Raw genomic sequence first — 259 nt, 5'->3', positions numbered from 1 at the left:
GCCCCCCGCTCTCGCAGTTCCTCGTCGTCGCTCGCTCCGTCCGAGTCGCCTCGCGTTCCGCGCTCGACGACTACCGCACAGTCCATCTCGATGTTGTCGACGGGGATCCACTCGTCGTCCACGCGGACTTTCGTGGGGTGGTTCGTCGTGGAGTAGAAATCCGTCGGCACGACCTGGTCCTCGGGAGCGGGTTCGAGCGTCGCGTCCGAGGGGTCGAGCAACGTCGCCCCGTTCTGGTGGAGTTCGTGAAGGATCGAGC

At 66.0% G+C, this 259-nt stretch carries 1 pseudogene; it reads right to left on the bottom strand.

Features of this window, described 5'->3' with window-relative positions:
- A pseudogene (locus SM755_RS23875) lies at positions 1-259 on the bottom strand (TIGR00300 family protein); the annotation flags it as partial.

Source organism: Natrialba sp. PRR66, assembly GCF_034808065.1.
Classification (GTDB): Archaea; Halobacteriota; Halobacteria; order Halobacteriales; family Natrialbaceae; genus Natrialba; species Natrialba aegyptia.
Note: the sequence above shows the minus strand (reverse complement) of the source record. Positions and strands in the feature narration are given on the sequence as shown.